This is a genomic window from Undibacterium sp. GW821-FHT11B02, from assembly GCF_058808955.1.
The window spans coordinates 404,887-425,751 of the sequence record NZ_JBXASD010000005.1 but is presented as its reverse complement, the minus strand read 5'-3'; the positions used below and the strand labels follow the sequence as shown (position 1 = coordinate 425,751).

The following is a 20,865-nucleotide window of genomic DNA, read 5'->3' as shown; positions in this document are numbered from 1 at the left end:
CAAGACCTACTGCATTCTAGTTCAAGCTGCTCTCAATAGTGACTTTATCTTCTTCCTTACCGGCCAGCATGTGTTGCCGTATCACTCTATAATTTGCCATTCACATCCAACTCTAGAAAGTATCAGCATGCGTTTAGCCTATTCCACCTGGCCAGAAATTACTGCATTCCTGGCTGATTCAAAAACCGTCATCATTCCTATTGGTTCGAATGAACAACATGGCCCCATGGGCTTGCTGGGTACAGACTGGATGTGTCCAGAGATTATTGCCACCGCCGCTGAAAAAGCCGCACAGGAAACTGGTGCAGCATTAATGCTGACACCCACCTTCAACATCGGCATGGCACAGCATCACCTGGGTTTTGCCGGGACCATTTCACTACGCCCCTCGACCTTCATGGCCGCGATTGAAGATTGGGTATTGTCACTGGCGCGCCATGGCTTTGATCACATTTATTTTTTGAATGGCCACGGCGGTAATATCGCTACGATAGAAGCCAGTTTCTCGCAAATCTATTCCCACTATTCGTATAGCGGTAAAACCTGCCCGCTGACACTGAAACTGAAAAACTGGTGGGACTTGCCTGGCGTTGCCCAACTGTGCCACGAAATGTTCCCTGTGGGCCATGGCTCGCATGCAACGCCGTCAGAAATTGCGGTCACCTATGCGGCCTACCCTGACCAGGTGCGCCATGTTGAACTGACACCAAAAATCCCGCCTACCGGCCCCATACTGGATGCACTGGATTACCGCGCCCGCTTCCCGGACGGCCGTATTGGCGCTGATTCCAGCCTGGCGACGATAGAACTGGGGCAGCAAATCATCGCTACCGCTGTTGCTGGCTTGTTAATCGATATCAAGGTATTCGGTGCCGAGCAAAAACCCGGCTGATACCTGCCACGCTGTGCTGAAAAAATCAGCAACATTTCCACATGGAAATCTGGTATTGTTTTCTTCGTGGTGAAATGCTGAAAGAGAAAAGTATGGCCTTTGCATTGCAAAACCTGCCTGCAAAGACTACTCTGGATTCGCCTTTCTTATCAAGCATTTGACCGCGCAGATAAAAACATATACCGGAGACATCATGAGACATCTTTTCAAAAGCATTTTCCTGGCTTTATCCTTGTCCCTGCTTACTCAGGGCCTGGCTTTTGCTGAAGAACATGCATCGGCTCAAGACGCGATAAACATGATCAAGAAAGTCATCGCCTACTATAAAGCCAACGGCCCCGAAAAAACCTATGCTGCAGTGAATGACCCCAAGGGCCAGTTCATTTACAAGGATTTGTACGTGTTTGCCGGCACTGTCAAACCTGGTGGTGTCACCCTGGCCCACGGCGGCAACCCCAAATTGCTGGGCAAACCCCTGGGTGAATTACGCGATGGCGACGGTGTCTTCTTCGTCAAGAAAATCAATGAAGTCGCAGCCAGCAAAGAAGGCAAGGGATGGGTTGACTACAAATGGCCCAACCCTGTGACCAAGGCGATGGAACAAAAAAGCACCTATGTAGAGCGGGTTGACGAAATTTATTTTGCTTGTGGTATTTATAAGTAAATAGGTTTGGCAACACCTGCAATACAGCTAGCCACCTGCAGGCTGGTAAACCGATGGTGAAGATCTATTCACCATCGGCAGAAGCCCCCTACCACTATTGCTCCCTACCTCTATTCAGACAAATCTTGGTAAAATACCACCCAGGCTGACAACAAGCCGTCAGGCAGTTCTCTTTTCCATCAAGATATTCAATTGATTTGAGTGCAAATTATCAGTTGCATTGAAATCACTCGTTTTCTACTTTTTCCATTCTAAAGTTATGCCATATATCGGAGTAGGTCTACACATACTGGTCGCCCTGTTTTTTGCAGTGCATGCTGTCCGCAATGGACGCGAGATGTACTGGCTGATGATTTTATTCATGTTTCCTATGCTGGGTAGCGTCGTGTATTTTTTTGCTGTGTACCTGCCAGATACAAAGCTGGAACGCGGCATGCGAAAAACCGTTACAGCTGCAGCCAAGACACTGGATCGCGGACGTGATGTGCGGGAAGCGCAAAAAGCGTATGATCTGGTACCCACAGCACAAAATCAAACACGCCTTGCAGAAGCCTTTCTGGATGCGGGTGATACTGCACAGGCTGTACAGCTTTATGATCTTTGCCTGCAAGGTCCCTTTGCCAAGGATGCAGAAATCCGCATGAATGCAGCGTATGCAAAAATATTGCATGGGCAAAGTGCTGCCGCGATTGAGTTGCTGGAAGCGGTACGCCAGGAACAGCCTAACCACCGGCCAGAACAGCAGGCATTGTTGCTCGGCCAAGCCTATGTCGGTGCTGGTCGCCAGCAAGAAGCTGGCACGATCTTCGCCGATGCTGCAGCCAGATTTGGCAGCATGGAAACCCGCGTTGAATATGCCATCTGGGCTTTGCAGGCAGGTGAACTAAATACTGCCGATAGCTTGTATGCAGAAATCCAGCAAACCATGAAGCACTGGAGCAGAGACACCAAATCCCTGAACAGTGATCTGGTCAAGCGCCTCAACAAAGCATTTTCAGGTCGTACTTGACCGTGCGACAGTGCTGGCCATGCTTGAACCGCTGGTCTTGAAGCCCGGGTTCTCGCTGCATGCACTGATACTGTATTGACTGCTGTCAGCCGGGCCATGCCCGGCTCAAGCTATGAATTGATCAACATCACACTCAATACCAGTACAACCATCACCCACACCATCATACTGCGGCGGGTAATGATGCTGATGGCAAGCAAAGACAATCCCAGCGTGACTGGAAATATACTGCGCAAGCTGATGCTGACCATGATGCTGGCCACAAACTGCAACAAAATCGACCACCATGGGATAGGCCGTAATTTGAATACGTCAAGTGGCTCATCAGAAACTGGGGCAGCATTGGCTCGGCTGCGTTGACTTGTATTCGTCTGAGTGTGTTGCGGCGTTTGTGCCAGACTCTCCTGCCCCGACGCTCTACCCTGCTTGTCTTTGCCTTGCTTTGCTTCCTTCAATGCCTGCTTTTCGGCCTGTTTCTGTTCGGCCACTTGTTGTGCCGTCAGTTCCAGCACAGGCGCAGCAACTTCTTTCACCTGCCACCAGTCTTTACCGTTAGTGCGTAACGGTGTATTACCGGCTGCAACTTGCTGACGCAGACTCAGACGTGGAGGACGCAAAGCTGCGGATGTCTGCGCGACATGCATGGCCCGCAATTGTTTGATGCGTTGCAGCCAGGGTTGCCCCTTGGCCGGATTGACCATGCAGATATAGCGTGCATACCCCTCCAGGGCGGACAGCACATCGGCATTGCCATTCCAGTGATAGCCAGCCGGGCCATTTTTTTCGACATTATGCAAAGTCGCGCGGAAACGATGCAGGGTCTTGCCATCGATCGTTGGGCTATGATTGACGACGATGCCGGTGACCTCCTGCTTCTGGCTATGGCGCATGATGCGCTGCTTGTCGGGATGCAGGGTGAAACCTTCATCCGCGATGATTTGCTTGACACGCCACAAGAGCTTTCCTACCGGTGGACGTTCTTTCTGCTTACTCGAAAAAGTCAGGTCATCGGCATAACGAGTATAGACAAAACCCAGCTTGCTGGCCGCAGAATGCAGACGTTTGTCCAGCCCATGACAAAGGATATTCGTGATCATGGGGCTGGACGGTGCACCCTGTGGCAAGCTGCGCTTTTTACCGGCAACAAAATATTTTTGCGTATCGACACGCACCTCTTCGCTTGCCTGTTCGGTACACAGCAAACCCAGCAAGGTGGCAATCTGATCGCCATAACCCAGCGATTTAAAAACTCCCTTCACGCGCGCATATTCTATGCTGGGGAAAAAATCTTTCAAATCCAGATTGATGACCACTGCCTGCCCGACATGTGGCAAGGCATTGCTGAGTATGGAATGCTGCGACAAGAAACCGTGGGCAGCTGGATGACAAGGCACCTTGCTGAGTATATGATCCAGTACCCAATACTGGCAGCGCTTGAGGCGCGGCATGGGGGCAGAAATATAACGCAGGCCACCGGTCTTTTTGGGTATGGAAAAACGCTGGTAATGACTGACCTGGCTCACCTTGCGCTGGAAGCTCATGAAACGCAATTCCGCCAGGGGAATGCCGATGGCCGTTGCCAGCTCAGGTGCTTTTTGCAGCACGGGCAACTGGTGACGTGCAAGTTTTTCTATATCGGTCGTGACGTAATTCAGTCCGCCAGAAACAGCTTCACCCAGATAGCCAATATCGCCCTGGCGTTTTTCCCGCCAGGCCAGTGCCTTGTCATGGCGCAGTTGCGCATGCTTTTGCCGGGTCTGCTCGCGTTTTTCTTTTGCTGCTGCCATGCGCTGCTTGCGCATATCGCGCAGTGCAGCCTTGGGGTCTTGTGCACGCTGCAACTGGCTGGTCAGGTCACTGAGCATGCTGCTCAATTGTGCTTCTCGCTGTATCAACTCATCAGTGACGCTGGGTTTGCCGGTGTCTGCTGGCCAAAAACCCAGACGGCGCATTTCCTGCAATACCACGGCATCTTTGGTGGTGGTGCGGACATGTGCATACAGTTCGTCGCGTGTCATCTGTGACAGCGGCGCAGTAGTGGAAGCAGTGGATTGCTTGTTTTGTGTCATGACTCTGGTCTCTGAATTTCCCCCGCAGGCAAAGCCATGCAGCAAGAATTCACGTTTTCCAAATAAAGCAAAAACGGTGAGACAGACAAACAAAAGAAAAAGGCAGGAAGCTCATCGAAGAGCCTTCAGACTGAGAGGCTCCACTCGACGCCGGATACGACTGCTGGCGCGAATGGGGTTCACGGAATCCACATCGTCATTGCGCCAGCAGTCGTATCCGGCACAGTGAAGAGAAACTCAGTGATGCATAGCTAAGCAAAGTACATGGATGGCGATACACCATCCGGATTGCAAGAGCCTTCCTGCCTTGTTCGATTTTACTGTCTATCTCACCCCCTGTAAATTGTTTTAGTTAAGACTTACGCAAAACCGCCCCAGCTGCGTTGCAGCTCCTCTCCTGGGAGCCGCGTACTAAAGTACTGTCTTCGTCGCTGTGCCTTGCTGGGACGATTTTGCGTAAGTCCAATTAGTTAGTATTTGCTACTTGCCTGATAGCCAGCATATGCTCGCACGGTCCGCGGAACATGCGGTTGCGCACATAGAAATCGCAACTGCAATTACCTTCAATGAGCCTGTCATCGCTATCCAGCCTGATCATGGTTTTGCTCAGTTTTTTGGTATTGGTGATGCTGGCACTGACACTGGCCTGCCATTCAATACCACCGTCGGCAATGCGTGCCGATTGCAGATCGAGTAACAGGTTTTTATGTACCAGTTGCGCAGCCAGGGCTTCACGTTCACTGGCAAAGCGCAGGCTAGCGACATTGATGGGTTCGCGTACCAGATCACGCCAGCGCGCCACTTGGTCTACCGCATCATAGACCACCCGCCCCGCCTGCATGAGGCCAGTCAGGGCTGACGCCACCAGCTTGCCATCCATCTGCAATTGCTGCGCCAGGCTGGCGGTGCTGGCGGACCAGCGTGCCGACAAGGCGTGCGCTACTGCTTGTGAAGTGGCTTCATCCACATCCAGGCGAGGTGCAAGCAAATCGAACTGGCCTGCGCGCGACCAGTCATTTGCAGTCCAGCCAGACAGGCCCAATGTGTAATCCATGTCGGGCAGATGCGCGATCCAGAAGCTGGGCAAACCCGTACCCATGAGCATGACACTGAACTTGTCGGCCACAGCGATCAGCCGTTCCAGCGTCAGCAAACGGCGGCGACCCCAGATCCGGACTTCGGCAACCTGGTTGCCGGTAAAGATGGAGCGCTGGCACACCAGCTTGACGCCCCAGGGTTCAAACAGCATGCTGATGGGCTTGCCCGGTTCGAGAATGAAACGTATCGAGCGCGGCCCTACTCTTTCAGTCTTGCGACGCAGAATGTGGCAGATACTGTGCACATCCATGGGATGCAGTTCCAGCTTCTGGGCTGGCATGGACATGGCAGTGCTGACTTGCAAGAAACCGCGCATCCAGCTGTCGGGCAAATCGATCTTGGCTTCGTGGTATTGCTCATCATGGCCAGTCTGTACCTGAAAGCCATCGGACTGGATTTCAAAGCGGGTTTCCTTATAGGCACGTATCTTCTGGAATTCTTCATACAGGGATGCGGAATAATCGATATTCGTGGTGCCACATGCAAATTCGCCCAGATGCTGGAAAACATTGTGGCGACAACTCAGGCTGGCATAGGTCGATTCGTCCCGGCTGAAACATTCAAAGAATACCTTGTCCGGATGCACGGTAATAACCGGGTCCAGCACGATCCACATGTCACGGTTTTCGCGGTACAGATGATCAAAGTAGGCACGCTGGGCCTTATAAAAAGGCTGCAACATTTCACGTTTCTGGTTTTGCACCTTGGTCAGTTCTGCACGTAGCGGCTGGATTTTTTCACGCAAGTCTTTTTCCTGCGCCATGAAATCGGCCAGCAGGCTGGCTTCGTTTTCGGCCAGCCAGGCAAAATAGGCAGTGCGGTCCTTGGGCTGGGTGCGCAAGTCAGATACCACCACATCATGCATGGCGCTGATGGCTTCACGATACGCCAGGGCCAGCGATGGTTGCAGGGTGGCGGAAAAATAAGTCGGTGTGCGCAGGGTATCTGGCGCAAATTGCATAGTGGTCGCCGTCGGGCTGTCATTCACCTGGCTGTTGCCAAAATAGCGGTATTCAAACTTCATACAGACTCCGCAGAAATAACCGGCTGCGCGGTTGACACGGCCAAACTGCGCGGTGCCACCACCTGCAACGGCCAACCCGGCTCTTGCGCCAATGCCGGATACAGAGCCTGCAATTGCGTCAGCCCCACAATGTATTGCGCCTTATCCTGTATCGCTACGGTCAGTACCTGGCGGGTAAATATCTGTGCCACAAACTGTGCATGACTGGCAGACAGCACACCTTGCTGCTGCAAAAAGCTGATGACGCGGTTTCTGACTGTGCGTGCCTTGTTTACATGGGACAGGACGCTCAGAAAGTAAGGGTGCAACTGTTGCAGATTGTGCAGTGCCTGCTGCATATCGGATGCCGTATGAATGCTTTGTTCCAGCCACTGACTGACAAATAACTGCATATTGGCAGATGGATGCTGGCTAAGACTGAGTACATATTCCGTCGCGTCTTCCACCCGGTAATGGCGGGTAATCAATTGTCGCCCCAGTCTTTGCACGGCTGCCTGGGTATGGTCACACAGGGCCAGCAATTGTGCCAGGCTCCATTCATCGGCATTGATGTAACGGGCAAAAAAATCGGTGGCAAAGGCGCGTGTTTCTGGCCAGCGCGTATCAAGTATGCGCAAGGCATTGTCAAGGTCAGCGCGTATCAGTGACAGGTTATTTGAAAAATACGCCTGCGCCAGTAATCTGACCTGTAATACGGCATGTCTGCCCAGCAATGCCCACTGCAATACGCCAAGACTGGCGGCCAGCGGCGAATCGGGATGGGACAGCAGTATGGCCCCCATCTCTTGTGCACCCTTGCTACGTGCCTGCAACAAGCGCCACTGCTGATCCGTATCCTGTGCCAGTGTCGCCATCATCAAGGGGCCACTGCACCAGCGCAAAATGTCTGCATGCAGGCTGTCTTCACCATCGCTGGTATCGCTACGGAAAAGCGCATCGAAGAAATGTACCAGTAATTTTTTTGCGAAATCTGGCTGCGCCGCCAGATCATTGATCACAGCTGTCATGGCAGCACGCACACGCGCATCGTCGGCGGTCGCCAAGCTGCCAACCAGGTCAGGTTGCGACAGCAGAATAGCGGGTGGCAAGGCTGCAAACAAACGGCTGCCTAGGCTCTGCCTGCCTGCGTCACTGTCTTGCAGTAAAGCACGCAACACCTGCGGCGACACATGGGCGATGCCTGCAGGATGTGTGACGAGGATATCGGTCGCCAACGACTGCTGCCAAAAATACTGCGCATTCAACAAATCACACCAGACGGCCAGCTCTGTGTCAGACAATTGCGCTACATGGTCGGCCAGCAGATTCTGTATCAACCATTGCAGGTCATCCTGCAAGACGACAATATCCTGCTCACTTTTGTCTGCAACACGCACCCAGGTCGCCAATTGTCGTAGCAAGTTTTGCCGGGTGGTAGCCTGCGCAGCTTGCGCCAGTAAGCGACAACTGGCGCGGACACCCGGCAAGGGATTGGTGATCATGGCCAGTAACAAACCCGGTTGCTGGGCATAATTTTCTGGGGTCTTGCTAATGAATCCCAGCGCGAATTCTGCTGCTGGAGGAAACCCGGCATTCAGCAAGATCAACAACCAGTTAAGGTCCGGTGTTTGCCCGGCAAAGCGTTGCCGTATTACGGCAAATGCCATTTCCTTGGTGGGCAGATAGGCACTTTGCAGCAGTTGCTGCAATTGTTGTAAATCCAGTTGCTGGCAAAATGCGGTGTTGTCGATCAGGGCGCGTGCGGCAAATGCATGCACGCCCAGACAACGGCTTTGCTGCAGCAACACCAGCAATTGTTCTGGTGCGGCGTCCCACAAATGCGGGAAAGCTTCTTGCCTGACATGGCGCTGCGGATACGCCAGGGATTCCGACTGCGCTGGCTGCCACCAAAGCTTCGCGGTGCGACTGGTTTTAACTTCAGACTGATGCCGGTGCAGCAACTGGTTGAACAGCATCCATTGCCCGTAGGGGCTGATGTAGCGTAATTCAGTGTCATAGGCACGCGTGCTGCGGTTCCATTCGACCAGTCTTTGTATGCGTGCCACGTTGGCCTGCGCATCATCACAGGCTAACAAGATACCGGTCGCCAGCGTGACAAAATCGGTGCTTTGCAATTCCCCCAGACGGCGCAGGCCGCGCCAGCTGCGGCGGCGCAGGTAGTTGCGGGTCAGACTGGAATAGGCAACCCGGGTATCGGTTTTTTTGACTTCATCAGCATAGCGAACATAACGCCGTTCAAGATGTACGCGGTCACTATGTGCAGCAAGCACAAACAGCGGCCAGGCTTTTTCAAAGCGCTGGTGCAGGATGCCAAACAGCTCTGCATCCACACGAAACTCTGCTGCCTTGTACAAATGGCGGAAAGCGCGAAACACCTGTGTGCTGACCGGCAGATTTTTCAACTGCTGTAGTAACAAGGGCCGCGCCAGGGTGGATATGCCGGACAAGGCGATGCTATCCAGCTGTTCCAACCAGTCATCGTAACGCCAGTTCTTCCAGTTTGACGCAGAAGGCAGGGTGAACATGATTTCTTCGATATTCTGTGACTGTTCTGCCTTCAACCATGCCGTCTTTAACTCATCTGGCCAAGTCGCTATCACATCCCTGGCATATTGTTGACGGACCGGTATATCGGTCAATAACAACCAGGCTTGTCTGGCGATTTGCACAACATGCGCGTGTTGTGAGCGCAGGCTTAGCGCCTGCACGGCCTGAGCAGCTCCAGTGTCACCGCAGCGACCGATAGCATAGGCCAGACAGTAATCGAGCAGAGCATTGCCGGTTTCAAGCAATTCCACCATGCGCGGTACCGCAGCCTGCAAGCGTCGCTCACCTATGCGCCAGACAGTGCGGCTGCGTTCAACCTGCGACATACCAGACCAGGCACGTGGTTGCAGTCTGTCCAGCAAGATTTTTTCCTGCCCTGCCACAGTGGCAGGGCGGGCAATCTTGACCGACAATACTTGCGACGAGTGCCCCCACTGCATTGCTTCACCGGTAACAGGCGCTGCCTGTACAGGGTTGGCATTGTCATTTACCACCGCCGTGTCGACAAAACCCTGCTCCAGTTTGCTGGCCAGGCTTTGCGCAAAAATGGTCTCTGCCTTGTCGAGGCTGACCGCAAATGGTGTTCTGGTGGTTTCTTGCCATTCAGCATCAGGATGCCCCTCACGCAGATTGACCAGGTATAAAGCTGCTTCCCCGACTGATTGCGGTGCCTGAATCAACTCAATTTCGCAATGCCTTTCACTGGGCTTGCTACGCCTGAGTCTGACCAATTTGATGATGCCTTGCATAAGCAATGCTCCGGACAAAATGAATAAGTTGCCATCATCAGTGCGGATAGTGACGCACAGTGATAAAGCTATAAAAGCAAGGCATTATGACATCTTTTTTTGAGGAAACAGTGCTCGCTTACGTTTGCATACAAACCTGACTAAGCTGAAGCCCGTTGGCCACTACAATATCGCAGCGACTTCATTCCGAAGATACATTTCCATACTTAGCCGCCTGCATTAAAAGAAAATTATGCATGATAGAATGTGCAGCGCAACAATAAATACCAGTATGTATGGTTCAAATCCAATCATCTGGGTCCGGCCACTTTATTTTTAGGAAAATTCATGCATTACCGTCTGGCTTGCCGCAATGAACAAAACGAAATCACCAAAACAGTAGACGCTGGCGATGACTTCCTCGCTGCCGTCAATAAAGGTGCCCAATTTCGTCATGAATTGAATGCACCATATCAAATTGACGTTGTGTCTGTGACTCACGATGGCAATGAGCACAAATTGGCGCAATTAGGTGGTTTCTCCTGAAGCACTTACCCGGGTGCCTGCAAGCACCCCACATATAATATGGCTGATCAAAATACGGTACTGATACTTCAGGGTGGTGGTGCTTTGGGTGCTTACCAGGCGGGCGTCTACCAGCAATTGCATGAAAGCAATACCCAGATAGAATGGATCATCGGCACCTCTATTGGCGCCATCAACTGTGCCCTGATCGCCGGCAATCCGCCAGAAAAGCGTGTTAAGCAATTGCGTGCATTCTGGGACAATCTGGCACCAGATGCTCTCCATCGTGACAGCTTCTGGCCTGCCATGATGCCGTGGATGAATATCACCAGTAACTTCAATACCATGTCCGCATTGATGCAGGGGGTTGCCGGTTTTTTCAAACCACGCTTTGGTGCAGCCTGGGATATCAACGCCAAAGTGCCACTGGAAGAAACCGGCTTTTACGATACCTCACCACTCAAGGCCACGCTGGAAAAATATGTGGATTTTGACTATCTGAACGAAGGCCCCATGCGCATCAGCGTATGTGCAGTCGATATTGATGATGGTCAGGGCGTGGTATTCGACAGCAAGAAAGAACGAATTTATCCTGAGCACATCATGGCTAGCGGTGCTTTGCCGCCAGGTTTCCCGCCCATAAAAATCGGCAAGCATGCATACTGGGATGGTGGCGTGTATTCGAATACGCCACTGGAAGTATTTCTGGATGAAAAAAGAAATGCCGATGCGCTGTGCTTCATGATTGATTTATGGGACCCGACTGAAACCCGCCCCCAGTCCATCGCCGAAGCGATGACGCGCTATAAAAGCATACAGTACGCCAGCCGTTCCACAGAGCAGTTGTTCATGCACCAGAAGCTGCAGGATATGCAGCGTGCCATACGCACACTGACACAGCACCTGCCTGCTGCCGAACGAAAAAAAGCCGAGTTGCAGCCGCTCATGTCCATGGGTTGCGATCATACTGTCAATGTCGTCCATCTGATCATGAAAGCCTTACCGGACGATCATTATTTCAAGGACGTGGATTTCAGCACATCCACCATACAAACCCGCTGGGCCGCTGGCATCCATGATTGTAAACGTGCTTTACGTCATCAATCGTGGCTGAAACCATTGCCACCGCACGCGGGGCTGGTCATCCACGAATTGCCGCAGGAATGAAGCAACTCCCCTGCTACATGCAGGTGTGATGTTTATTTCCCGGCAGGCACAACAGCCTGCTCAGTAACACCGCAATACGCATCTGCATTACTACCACGCGTAATAGCCAGATTGGCAAAATCAACCAGATCTTCGGCATCCTGTCTTAGATCTGGATGGTGCTTACGATAAATCCCCCATTTGGGACGCATATGGTCTGCGCCGGTACGCCAGAATGACAAGCCTGAACGATCAATATTCAATACCGGCCTGCCCTGTTGGTCGCGGATAAGCAATTGGTAGTGGGCGTCGGTATTCGAATAATGAATTTCTTCCCTGACATCCAGCCATTGCCCCGCCACAGCAGCCAGGTCAAATGAACCGAGGATGCTGAACTGTCCGCCATCGATATGTTTGTCTGCGATATGGCGTACATATAATTTTCCGTCATTTAATGCCGTAAATGTAATCAGCGGTGGTTCGGCATAGGAGCCGCCATACGCCTTGATTTGATGGATGTGGGTAAATGAAGGTGAAAATTTCATTTGCGCTGCAACCCGGAATTGCCAGCGATAAATAAATACATCATTGTCCCTGGCCTTGAATGCATCGTGAATACCACCTTTGGCTGGCGCTATTTTTATTTCAGTACGAGAACGGTCACTACCCTGCTGCCAGGATTTTTTATCCAGATTAACGTCCGCAGCCTCATTCGCCATGATGGAAAAATAATCACCCACGAACGCATCATTGCGTCCTATGCTGACATGCGGTCGCGGTGGCACATACATGTCATCACTGGGCGCTTCCACCGCTCCCTTGCCGAATACATTTTCTATATATGCATAGGTATTGCCGTCTTTTACATCAGATGCCGTCAGGCACAGACTGTTGCCAGTCACACCACTGTGGAGGATCGGCGTTTTATATGTAAAACCTGTAAGTTGTCTGGCATAAACAGTGTCCAGCAATGTCAGATTAATCAACAAAATTGCGCATATCCGGAAATTATTCATGTTATTTGCAGTCAGAAAATTTGAAATGTGTTATCGATAGAAAGACCTCACCCGGCAGCAATACAGCGGATGGAAAATCAGGGTGATTCGGGCTATCTGGTAAATGCTGCGTCTCAAAAGCAAAGCCATCATAAGCTCCATACGCCCGCCCCTCGTTACCCATTTCACTGCCGTCAAAGCCATTGCCAGTATTAAATTGCACCGAAGGCTCGGTAGTCCACACCTCCATGCAGCGACCACTTGCAGCTTCCGTAATTTGTGCAACCTGGGCCAGGATATTCTTTTTCCACTTCATAAATAACAGGCTGTGATCAATACCTGGCGATGTTCCAGGTAAAGCAGGCATGGCAGACAGGCGACCGGTCAGCGGAGCTGCCGATCTGAAATCCAGTGCTGTCCCTTCTACACTGGCAATGACACCAGTAGGAACCCGCTTGTCATCCGTCAGCAAATAACGGTCTGCATTGATCATGAATGCATGTTGCGACATGCCCTTGCTGCCAGCACCGGCCAGATTGAAATACGCATGATTCGTCAAATTAATCACCGTGGCTGCAGTTGTGGTCGCCTGGTATTCGATACGGAATTCATTGCGCTTGCGATACAGGCGGTAGCGAACCTCTACCCTGACCGCACCAGGAAAACCCTGGTCACCGTCAGGGCTGAACAGGCTGTAGGCCGACCCAAAAGAGTCATCATCTGCAAAATCCCGCCGCGCCCATACCCGTTTGTCATAGCCATTGGGGTCGCCATGCAGGGCAATACCCCTGGCGTTTTTCGGCAACATGATCTGCCGCCCTTCAAGTGTGAAACTGGCATTGCCTATGCGACCGGCGTAACGCCCTATGACAGCAGCAAACTTGCGCTTGCTGGTTTCGTATGCCTGCAAGTTGGGCAGACCCAACACCACATTGGCAAATTGGCCGTGACGATCGGGAACAAATATCGCCATCAGCGTGGCACCGTAATCGATATAACTGACCACCATCCCCAAATCATTGCGCAGGCTGACACGTTCGACTTTTTCATCCCGACGGGTTTGCCCCCATGTTTCGACTGTTATATTTGCCACGCCTGGATCATTTGCCGCACTTGCGACATTCGCCATGTTGACCACCAGCAAGGGCAGGCATAGCAACAGGTGGCGTAGAAAACATTTCGCCATAATCGACAACCTTTAGTACTGCGGCCCGGCAATCACGAAAGGGCCACCTTGAAAACGGGCAGTCACATCATCAGTGGCGGGATAAACAATATTGTCGGCAAACTGATGTGCAAATTGTTTGGAACTGTCTGCTGGGCGATAACCCAGATGTGAAGCTTTACGGTTATCCCACCAGCGGCTTGCGTTGTCCGAGCTGCCAAAGCTGATGGTATGCCCCACCTTGGGAGTAAAGACAGCACAGCGTATCAATTCCAGCAGATCCGCATAGCTGAGATAGGTCACCATCATGCGTGGATTCAGCGGCGCGGGAAAACTGGAACCTATACGCAGACATACGGTTTCTATGCCAAAGCGGTCGTAGTAATAACGCGACAGGGCTTCGCCAAAACATTTACTAAGACCATAAAACCCGTCGGGGCGCAAAGGCATGTCGGCATCCACCAGTTCTGTAGTCGGGTAATACCCTACCACGTGGCTGGAACTTGCATAGACGACGCGTTTGACGCCACAGGCATGTACCGCATGGTAGAGGTTGTACATACCCAGGATATTGGCCTGCATGATGGGTTCAAATTTGTCTTCCACCGAAATGCCACCAAAATGCAATACGATATCAACATCCTCCACCAGTTTCATCACGGCTGCGCCATCCGCCAGATCACACCGTACGATCTCTTCACCATCACGCGCCTCACCCAGATCGGCAATATCACTGAGCCTCAGGTGATGGGTCCAGGCAGAAACATGCTGACGCAACACTTTACCCAACCCCCCGCCTGCACCGGTCAGCAAGATTCTATTAATTGGCTTGCTATCCGGCTTATTATTTGTCTTGTTATCTGTTGTCGTGGTCATGTGTATTTTCTCAACATTTGAAAGTGGCAATCGTCGTCAAGCTTGCCGCCAAAGCACAGCCTAGTGCAGAGGACAACACTCTATTGCGTGGGATACCGGGGTATTACATAATTTGGCATCACTACAGAAACTTTAAGTTAAACGATTAACTAAGTATACTAAAAAATGCTATGCGCGCAAGTACATTTTGGATTTTCACCAGAATACTGGAGGCACTCACCTTGCAAATCATGGTGTAAACTGGATAAAAATCCCACAATCCTCATTCATATGAAGATACGTTTCTCATACAGGTTACAATGCAGATGATTAGACCAAGAATAAAGTTAAACCTTTAACTCAAACATGAAAAAAAAGCTTCCGACGATACGCGATGTTGCAGCTGCAGCACAAGTTTCAACCGCAACCGTGTCCAAATACATCAATGGCACACAAAAATTCTCCGCTGCCGTCGAAGCCAATCTCAAGAGGGTAATTGAAGAGCTGGGCTACCAGTCCAACCCCCAGGCCCAATCCATGATCACCGGCAGGACCAAGACCATAGGTCTGTCGATACTGGACATCAGCAATCCACACTTCACCAGCATAGTCAAAGGTGCCAACCGTGTCGCCATGGAAAAGGGCTACACCCTGCTGCTTGTGGACACAGATGAAACTCTCAGTCGCGAACGTCCTCTACTGGAGGCACTTAGCCGCAAGGTTGATGGCATGATTGTGTTTTCACGCCTGCCTGAACAGGATCTTGAATGGCTGTTCCAGATGGATAAACCACTGGTCTTCTTTGGCCGCATACGCGAACGCCAATTACCATCAGTAGGCAGCGACGACAGGCGGGGCACCTATATGCTGGCACAGCATCTGGTGGCACTGGGACATAAACATATCGCCTATGTAGGCTTTGCAAAATCCAGGCGCGATGAAGAACGTATGAGCGGCGTCCAGGATTGCCTGGACAAACACCAGTTATCACTGACCAAATACAATACCAATGCCGCCACCGCTGCTGAGGGCGAACGCCTGTGCTCATCCATCATGCTGAGCGACAATCCTCCGGATGCATTGATATGTTATAACGACCTGATCGCCCTGGGCTTCATGAAGGAAGCGCAAATCCTGGGATTCAAGCTACCTGATGACATCTCCGTCACCGGCATAGACAATATCCTGTATGGCCGCTTTGTCACACCAGCACTGACTTCGGTAGACCTGCAAAGCGAACGCATGGGTGTCGCGGCCATGGAAAAACTCTTACAAATCATTGCCGGCTCACAGGACAATGAACTCACCGTGATAGAACCTCAATTGGTGCTGCGGGCCTCCACCATGCGGCGCAACTAGACACAAACATTGCCCCCGTCAAACGCAATATAAGCACCACATCTGCATTGCCCCTCTCTTATCAATCAGATGTTAAACGTTTTTCCATTTTCACATCTCCCTGCCAACCCGTCCGAATCTGATATATCTACGATTTGCCGTTGTCGCATGACAACGAATATAAAAAAATGATTTCAGCCGCTTTACTCCCGATCTTTTCTTCACTATTATCTAGTTAAACGTTTTCCTAAATAATTTCAAGCCTGCATTAAAGACCATTGCAAGCAAGAAAATACCCGCCAGGTTATAGCTGATGAATTTCTTACCCCGAATTTGCATACTGCTCACCGCACTTGCCACACTCATACCTGTTTCTCTGGTTGCGGCCAGTGACGCCACTAAAGTCGTTTATGAGCCGCCACTGGCCAATGTCGCCATGGACAAGATCGTCCAGTCCGAGCTGTACCCACAACTGACTTACCTTGCGCAAAAGCTGCTGGCTGAAAAAGAAAACACCACGCTCAATGGCTACCCAGCCTTCAATGGCAAGGATAAATTCCTGCCGGGGAAAATCGCTTCCGGACTGGGTCACCTGTTATTGAACGCAAAGCATGAAGGGAAAGATCTTGCACCCTATCTGCGTGATTTCCGCGAATCTGCAGAATTGACTGTGAGTATGGACAATCACACCTGGGGCATCTATTACTATCTGCTGACGCTGTACGAATTAAAGAAAAACGGTCTGCTCGAACAGGCAGTCCCAACAAAAACACTGGATGCCCTGAAGAAGAAACTGGACTGGCGCAGTTTCGTCACACAACCCGATTTCAAACTCATACAGTTACCGACCAATTATTACGGCGTTGCATTTGGTGTGGCGCGCCTGCGCATGCTACTGGGCTGGGAAGACGAAACAGCAAGCCAAAGCCTGCTGAAAAAACTGCTGGATCACTATGAACAACATTCCGGCACTTATGGTTTTTCTGATGAAACCGAAGGCGAAGGCCGCTTTGACCGCTACAGCATTTTGCTGATTTCAGAAATCTGCGGGCGCTTCATTGAAACCGGCATGGAAGTCATCCCTGAACTGAAAACCAAGTTGAGAAAAGCCACCGATATTGCCTTCCGTCTGGGTAATGTGTCGGGCGATGGCTTCAGTTTTGGGCGCAGCATCGGCGCCTATGGCGACACTGCCGTTCTTGACATACTGACGGTGTCTGCCTACCTGAACATATTGAGCCCGCAAGAAAAAGAATATGCCTACGCTTACTCTACCCGCATCGTCGCCAAATACGTTGATTTCTGGTACGACAAAAAAACCAGATCTGTCGACCTGTGGGGCCAGGGCCGGAATACGGATAACTATCGTGGGGTACACCGCATACTGGGCGAAAATTTCTCACTGCTGCACCAACTGATCTCGGCCAACGATTTGTGGCGTCAGATGGGATACCTGCACACATTACCCAGACAGGATCTGGCAGCATGGCTGGATAAAACACAACCAGCTTTCGAGTTCACCTGGTTTGCCCGTGGCGAATATGACAGGGCGCTCGCCATCTACCGTGATACCGGGCATGTGTTCAGCTTGCTGATGGTGAATGGAGGTGCCAGCCAGCATGGGAACAGTCCGTACTACCCTTTACCATTTTCCAATCTGCTGATTGCCGGCATCGCTGACAGTGGCTATCAACATCCACAATTGCTGCCCAAATTTACCCTGACTGATGGCAGCGAACTGATTGCGACGGCCTTCATTAAAAACATTCGCCACACAGAAACCCCGCAAGCATATGAAGTCAGCTATCACCAGGACAGCCTGACCAGAATTGGCCCTGTCAATCAAAAACCAGTACCAGATGCACGCATACAACTCAATACCAACTACCGACTGGGCGCAGGCACCATCACCAGAACAGATCAGTATCTACCGGCAGAAAAACTGGGGGTACGCCAGGTGTCACTGGAATTTGCCAGCTTCTCGGAATTACCAGAGATCAGTGGCAATACCATCCGCTTTAACAAAGGTGATGTGAACGAATTTACCGTTACAGGCATGGATTACTGCAGCACCAGGGCCAGCCTGGATACAGAAAATTTTAAATCACCTAACGGCCCCATGAAGACCCTGGTGAGTTGTGAACGCAAGGCTTTCAGTTTCGACACGCCGATCACGATCAGCTGGTCCATCAAGTATCACTGACACATTCATTTGATGAACCACAACAGAATTTCCCATACATATTCAGCGTCACCATGCTGACGGTAGCACGACGGTTTTCAATTGCAGCAAGCAGAAACAGAAATTAAAAAACAATTATCAGGAGACAAGAAAATGCGCAACCAATCATCACTACCAAGGCAGGCCTGCCGACTTTTGCCCATTAGCTCTGCAGTAGCGCTGGCGCTATTGAGCATGATGCAAACTGCTGCCGCACAGCAAGCGGCCAGCACTGCAACAGAACAGCCAAAGCTGGAAGAAGTTATCGTATCGGCGAACAAACGCATAGAGAAACTGGAACAGGTACCGCTAGCGATTACCGTGCTGGGTGATGCCGTGCTGCAAAGAAATAATGTCCGTGAATTTGCCGACGTCATCAACCTGTCACCAGCACTGACCATCACTTATGGCACCACACCCGCCAACAATGGCATCAATATGCGCGGCATTGGCACCACCTCGATAGGCATAGGTGTGGAAGCCGACGTTGCCATCATCATTGATGACATTCCCATGGGTATGCAGGTCAAGGCATTCCAGGATTTGACGGATATCGCCAGGATAGAAATCCTGAAAGGCCCGCAAAGCACCCTGTTTGGGAAAAGTGCCATTGCCGGTGCAGTGAACGTGACAACCAAACCTATTTCCGGTCCACTGACAGGCAATTTCAGTACACTGTATACCAGTGATGGTGAATGGCGGGTCGGCGCCAGCTACGGTGGTGAACTGTCGGAAAAATTCGGCTTTCGTATTGCCGCCAGTGACACGCGCTTCGCGGGCAATGTCAATAACCTGACCACGGGCAGCAAGACCAACGGCTCTGGCGGTAAGACTTTCATGGCAAAATTGAGCTGGCATCCGACGGATACGCTGGATGTTGATTTCTCACCACGCTACAACTATTCCAACACCACCTGCTGCGCCCTGGTCGCTACCAGCATGGTGCCATTGCAGGGAGCACTGCTGTCCAATGTCGCCCAACTGCCTGCCAGCACGCTGTTACAGGGTATCAATATCGGGCCTTACAATACTGACATTCGCAATGACACCCCGACCGGACAGGAATCAACCAGCCGCGGTTTTGGCTTGCGCATCAATTATGCAATGCCGAATGGTGCTACGCTGAACTCCATCACATCGCTGGACAGGTACTATGCCAACGATACGCGCGACCAGGATTTTGTCGATGTCCCTACCCTGCTGTATTACCCACTGGCGAATGGCAAACCAGCTGGCGTCAATCAAGGTTATGTGCAGTATGGCAGCTTCGATGTCATTTCCAGAACCCAGGAACTGCGCCTGACTTCACCTGAAAACCAGGCTGTCAAATATGTGGCAGGGCTATGGTATGGATGGAATGCCATCGACCGTCACTTTGTCCGTGGCTATAACGGCATCGCCTTGAGCACCCCCACCCAGTATTTCACCGATACCTATAATGAAAACAAGGCGATCTTTGGCCAGGTGAGCTGGGATTTCATGCCCGATTACAGTGTGCTCGCTGGTCTGCGATATAACCGCGAAACCTCGGGTTATCATTTTACGACCGGTGCCCCGCCACCTGGCTCTTTCGTTCCGACTGCCACCTATTCCAGCGTGGATAACACAGAAAATGCCACCACCGGCAAACTGAGTCTGCAACATCAGTTCAATAAAAACCTGATGGGATATGTGCTGGGTGCCACCGGTTACAAGGGCCTCGCCTATGACCTGACCAGCAGCTTGAATGCTGCCACGGCCGCACAGCAACCTGTGCAATCAGAAACCTCGACCACGTTTGAACTGGGCTTGAAAGGCAATTTCCTGGACAATCGTCTGACGGTGAACCTGGCTGCCTTCAATAGCAAATTCAAAAATTACCAGCAAAATTCCGGCGGCTATTTACCCGGCACGACCACTTATGTCACCCGCCTCAACAGTGTGGGTGGCGTACAGACCCGTGGCGTGGAAATGGATATCTCGGCACTGGTGACAGCTGATTTCATCATCAATGGCAGCATCGCCTACACCGACGCAAGTATTACCGAATTTCCAAATGCGCCCTGCTACAACGTCACGGATACATCGAATGGCGGATTTAATGCCGCCTGTCAGCTAAAGTCAGCCCAGTATGGTGGGCAGAATGTGCAAGACTTGGCTGGTGGACGGATGCCAAATGCCCCAAAGATCAAGGCCAATCTGGGTGGGCAATACGATATCCACCTGAAGGACTATTCTTTTGACGCCTTTGTGACGGCAGCCGTCCGCTACCAAAGCGAGGTATTGACCAACCTGAACCAGGACCCGACACTGGCTGTAGCCGGATATAGCGTGACCAATCTGGGGTTCGGCGTCAAAGACAAACAAAACAAATACAAGCTGAGTTTCTTTGTCAATAACCTGTTCAACAAACACTATGCCAACACTGGCTTTACCGGCCTGGGAAGCTGGAGTTCCAAAGCACCAAATCCGGTGGTCACCGTCACCAATACCACCTGGAGCCCGGCCCGGGATGCCTTCCGTTACATGGGCGTGCGCTTGGATGCCAAGTTCTGACCTGGCGTTTCAACATCCGTAAAAGACAAAAAGCCCGGCAAAACATACCGGGCT

14 protein-coding genes are annotated in these 20,865 nt (G+C 51.4%); 8 read left to right on the top strand and 6 right to left on the bottom strand.

Translation table 11 applies throughout. The annotated features are described in order from the left end of the window. Positions 1-127: 127 nt before the first annotated feature. The 3 genes from AC1RVX_RS13055 to AC1RVX_RS13045 all read left to right on the top strand — a co-directional run bounded on the left by AC1RVX_RS13055 (position 128) and on the right by AC1RVX_RS13045 (position 2,565). Entirely contained in the window at positions 128-892 is a 765-nt protein-coding gene (locus tag AC1RVX_RS13055) for a creatininase family protein (RefSeq protein ID WP_493217019.1), read from the top strand. A 193-nt stretch (positions 893-1,085) separates the two neighbouring features. Beyond that, a complete protein-coding gene (locus tag AC1RVX_RS13050; RefSeq protein WP_493217018.1) occupies positions 1,086-1,556 on the top strand; it encodes a cache domain-containing protein in 471 nt (156 codons plus the stop codon). A 259-nt stretch (positions 1,557-1,815) separates the two neighbouring features. Further along, a complete protein-coding gene (locus tag AC1RVX_RS13045) occupies positions 1,816-2,565 on the top strand; it encodes a tetratricopeptide repeat protein (protein WP_493217017.1) in 750 nt (249 codons plus the stop codon). Between the two features lie 110 nt (positions 2,566-2,675). On the opposite strand, the gene AC1RVX_RS13040 is transcribed toward AC1RVX_RS13045, so the two are convergent. The 3 genes from AC1RVX_RS13040 to AC1RVX_RS13030 form a co-directional block, all read right to left on the bottom strand. Beyond that, positions 2,676-4,634, bottom strand: coding sequence for a reverse transcriptase family protein (locus AC1RVX_RS13040; RefSeq protein ID WP_493217016.1), 1,959 nt, complete (start codon positions 4,632-4,634; stop codon positions 2,676-2,678). A gap of 466 nt (positions 4,635-5,100) precedes the next feature. Then, the gene (locus AC1RVX_RS13035) at positions 5,101-6,756 is read right to left on the bottom strand and encodes an SWIM zinc finger family protein (protein WP_493217015.1); all 1,656 of its coding nucleotides are present in this window, start codon (positions 6,754-6,756) and stop codon (positions 5,101-5,103) included. Further along, positions 6,753-10,052, bottom strand: a complete 3,300-nt coding sequence (locus tag AC1RVX_RS13030; RefSeq protein WP_493217014.1) for a HEAT repeat domain-containing protein — start codon at positions 10,050-10,052, stop codon at positions 6,753-6,755. Before AC1RVX_RS13030 ends, AC1RVX_RS13035 begins: the two co-directional genes overlap by 4 nt. Positions 10,053-10,379: 327 nt before the next feature. Between AC1RVX_RS13030 and AC1RVX_RS13025 the strand changes: the two genes are divergently transcribed. Together AC1RVX_RS13025 and AC1RVX_RS13020 are read left to right on the top strand one after the other, a co-directional pair. Further along, a complete protein-coding gene (locus AC1RVX_RS13025) occupies positions 10,380-10,577 on the top strand; it encodes a hypothetical protein (RefSeq protein ID WP_493217013.1) in 198 nt (65 codons plus the stop codon). Between the two features lie 39 nt (positions 10,578-10,616). Continuing rightward, a complete protein-coding gene (locus AC1RVX_RS13020; RefSeq protein ID WP_493217012.1) occupies positions 10,617-11,723 on the top strand; it encodes a patatin-like phospholipase family protein in 1,107 nt (368 codons plus the stop codon). A gap of 32 nt (positions 11,724-11,755) precedes the next feature. Here the strand turns inward: AC1RVX_RS13020 and AC1RVX_RS13015 are convergent, their stop codons facing one another. The 3 genes from AC1RVX_RS13015 to AC1RVX_RS13005 are packed head-to-tail and all read right to left on the bottom strand — an operon-like array spanning position 11,756 to position 14,738. Then, complete coding sequence (locus tag AC1RVX_RS13015) at positions 11,756-12,718, bottom strand: heparin lyase I family protein (protein ID WP_493217011.1); 963 nt, start codon at positions 12,716-12,718, stop codon at positions 11,756-11,758. A 1-nt stretch (position 12,719) separates the two neighbouring features. After that, complete coding sequence (locus AC1RVX_RS13010; protein WP_493217010.1) at positions 12,720-13,883, bottom strand: aldose epimerase family protein; 1,164 nt, start codon at positions 13,881-13,883, stop codon at positions 12,720-12,722. 12 nt (positions 13,884-13,895) lie between these two features. Next, the gene (locus AC1RVX_RS13005; RefSeq protein ID WP_493217009.1) at positions 13,896-14,738 is read right to left on the bottom strand and encodes an NAD-dependent epimerase/dehydratase family protein; all 843 of its coding nucleotides are present in this window, start codon (positions 14,736-14,738) and stop codon (positions 13,896-13,898) included. Positions 14,739-15,083: 345 nt separating this feature from the next. Here AC1RVX_RS13005 and AC1RVX_RS13000 point away from each other — a divergent pair, with 345 nt between their 5' ends. From AC1RVX_RS13000 to AC1RVX_RS12990, 3 genes are all read left to right on the top strand, one after another. Beyond that, positions 15,084-16,076 (top strand): LacI family DNA-binding transcriptional regulator, encoded by a 993-nt coding sequence (locus AC1RVX_RS13000; RefSeq protein ID WP_493217008.1) that lies wholly within the window; start codon positions 15,084-15,086, stop codon positions 16,074-16,076. A gap of 292 nt (positions 16,077-16,368) precedes the next feature. Continuing rightward, a complete protein-coding gene (locus AC1RVX_RS12995; RefSeq protein WP_493217007.1) occupies positions 16,369-18,258 on the top strand; it encodes a hypothetical protein in 1,890 nt (629 codons plus the stop codon). A 132-nt stretch (positions 18,259-18,390) separates the two neighbouring features. Beyond that, the gene (locus AC1RVX_RS12990; protein ID WP_493217006.1) at positions 18,391-20,811 is read left to right on the top strand and encodes a TonB-dependent receptor; all 2,421 of its coding nucleotides are present in this window, start codon (positions 18,391-18,393) and stop codon (positions 20,809-20,811) included. The last annotated feature ends 54 nt before the right edge of the window (positions 20,812-20,865 follow it).

Bases quoted from the DNA above. Each gene is read 5' to 3' on its own strand.
- AC1RVX_RS13055 (WP_493217019.1), top strand. From the start codon at position 128: ATGCGTTTAGCCTATTCCACCTGGCCAGAAATTACTGCATTCCTGGCT.
- AC1RVX_RS13050 (WP_493217018.1), top strand. From the start codon at position 1,086: ATGAGACATCTTTTCAAAAGCATTTTCCTGGCTTTATCCTTGTCCCTG.
- AC1RVX_RS13045 (WP_493217017.1), top strand. From the start codon at position 1,816: ATGCCATATATCGGAGTAGGTCTACACATACTGGTCGCCCTGTTTTTT.
- AC1RVX_RS13040 (WP_493217016.1), bottom strand. From the start codon at position 4,634: ATGACACAAAACAAGCAATCCACTGCTTCCACTACTGCGCCGCTGTCA.
- AC1RVX_RS13035 (WP_493217015.1), bottom strand. From the start codon at position 6,756: ATGAAGTTTGAATACCGCTATTTTGGCAACAGCCAGGTGAATGACAGC.
- AC1RVX_RS13030 (WP_493217014.1), bottom strand. From the start codon at position 10,052: ATGCAAGGCATCATCAAATTGGTCAGACTCAGGCGTAGCAAGCCCAGT.
- AC1RVX_RS13025 (WP_493217013.1), top strand. From the start codon at position 10,380: ATGCATTACCGTCTGGCTTGCCGCAATGAACAAAACGAAATCACCAAA.
- AC1RVX_RS13020 (WP_493217012.1), top strand. From the start codon at position 10,617: ATGGCTGATCAAAATACGGTACTGATACTTCAGGGTGGTGGTGCTTTG.
- AC1RVX_RS13015 (WP_493217011.1), bottom strand. From the start codon at position 12,718: ATGAATAATTTCCGGATATGCGCAATTTTGTTGATTAATCTGACATTG.
- AC1RVX_RS13010 (WP_493217010.1), bottom strand. From the start codon at position 13,883: ATGGCGAAATGTTTTCTACGCCACCTGTTGCTATGCCTGCCCTTGCTG.
- AC1RVX_RS13005 (WP_493217009.1), bottom strand. From the start codon at position 14,738: ATGACCACGACAACAGATAACAAGACAAATAATAAGCCGGATAGCAAG.
- AC1RVX_RS13000 (WP_493217008.1), top strand. From the start codon at position 15,084: ATGAAAAAAAAGCTTCCGACGATACGCGATGTTGCAGCTGCAGCACAA.
- AC1RVX_RS12995 (WP_493217007.1), top strand. From the start codon at position 16,369: ATGAATTTCTTACCCCGAATTTGCATACTGCTCACCGCACTTGCCACA.
- AC1RVX_RS12990 (WP_493217006.1), top strand. From the start codon at position 18,391: ATGCGCAACCAATCATCACTACCAAGGCAGGCCTGCCGACTTTTGCCC.